1 protein-coding gene is annotated in these 1875 nt (G+C 22.7%); it reads left to right on the top strand.

Features of this window, described 5'->3' with window-relative positions; translation table 11 throughout:
- Positions 1-184 precede the first annotated feature (184 nt).
- On the top strand, positions 185-1378 hold the full coding sequence (locus MBCUR_RS02225; RefSeq protein ID WP_067089685.1) for an AAA family ATPase: 1194 nt from the start codon (positions 185-187) through the stop codon (positions 1376-1378).
- Positions 1379-1875 lie beyond the last annotated feature (497 nt).

Here is a 1875-nt window from a genome sequence, read left to right as displayed (position 1 = left end):
TTATAATAAATATTTTTTTATATAATAAAATTATAAATGATTATTTTAAAAATTAGATATAATATAAACTTATTTTTTAAAATAAATAAATATTTCAACAAACCATTAATTCGAAAATTTTCTTTCAAGACTATAAATACATTATAAATTGATAAACTATTCTAATTCTTTGGAGAAGGATAAAATGGAAAAATTACCATGGGGGACAAATTCCCAACTAACAGCTAATGAATTTTATAATAGAGAAGATGATATAATACATCTAAAGAACTTTTTAGAAACAACAAGTTTAGGTACACCTCCAACAATCCTTTTATCTGGAATTAGAGGTATTGGAAAAACAGCTCTTCTTAAAAGAGTGAAAAATGAATTGAAATCTGATTATCTAATAGCTTATCTAGATCTAAGCCATAGTTACAGTTTTCAAGTTGGAGAACTAGATGAAATATCTTTAATGCAATATATTTATACTGGATGGATAGATGCTTGTGAGGAAAAAAACTTTAAAAGATATGTCCCAAGGATTAAAGAAATTTTTAAAAAAAACAAATTTGAACTTAAAAAAATCATTGAATTTGGGGATTATCCAATACCAATTCCAGAAACAAATGATGATTACTCAGGACTTTTAAAATTAGTTTTAAATCTGCCTCAAAAAATCTATGAAGAGAATAAAAAAGAGATTAAAGGAGTCATAATGATCATTGATGAATTTCAAGTCTTAAAAGATTTAGGAAAGAATTTAGATGGTTTTTTATGGTATTTTAGAAGCATTATTCAAAGTCAAAGAAATGTTGCATATGTTTTTTCTGGATCTATTCATTCTAAAGATTTAATTATTGAAAAAATAGCTGGTAAAACTGGGGCTTTTGGTGGTAGAATGCTAAGTTTTCCAATAAATCCTTTTACAGAAAATACTGTAAGAAAATATTTAAATGAAAAGTTACCCTCTTTAAAATTTAAAGATAATGGATTTAAAAGGTTTTATAATTGTACCCAAGGAGTGCCTTACTATGTAAACACCTTTGCAAATTTACTTCCTAAAAACCTTCCATTAAATGATGAAGACATTAAAGAAGAATTTAAAAATAGCTTACCTTTCCTTGCAGACCATTTAAAGCAAGTCTGGGGAGGATTGGATTTAGTTGAACAAAAGATAATCACAAGTATAATAACTGGTTACAGTGAAAGGAAAAAAATAGCTGAAAACTTAAAAAGAACTTCTGGTTCATTAAGTAGACATTTAGTTAAGCTTCAAAATATTGGCTTAATTCAAAATATATCAAATGGAAACTATGAAGTTTGCGAAACCATATTAAAATCATGGTTAAAACAAGAATACATTAATAAAGGAGTCTTCCCTTACAGATTATCATAAGGTGTATAAATGATTTTTGTTTAAATCTACTGTATTTATTTTGCATTATTCAAATGACCAATTAAAATGATTTATTAATTTTTTTGAATTTATTTAACCATAAATAATATATAAACCATTTTTAACTTATCATTAACTATAACTACTAAAAAATAAATAAAAAAAGATAAATAAAGATATAATAATCTATTAATTTATTAATAATAAATAGTAAATACTAATATTTTATGAAATTAAAGAAAATTTAACTTAAATTATTTAATTTAGATAAATTTTTTTATAATTCATTAATTAAAAATTTTTGTCATTAACTATATTTCCTAAACAATATAATCAATTTTAATTACATAATCAAATATGATTATCTCATATATGTAATCAATTTCGATTAGCTATTCAAATATGATTACATATTTTTTGAATTAATCTAAAGCAAATTTATTAAAAACTTATCCAATAGCTTTGAAATAAATAAATGCTCATTAACTTATTAAATT

The sequence above is a fragment of the Methanobrevibacter curvatus genome (assembly GCF_001639295.1).
Taxonomy (GTDB): Archaea; Methanobacteriota; Methanobacteria; order Methanobacteriales; family Methanobacteriaceae; genus Methanoflexus; species Methanoflexus curvatus.
This window is presented reverse-complemented; position numbering and strand designations above follow the sequence as displayed.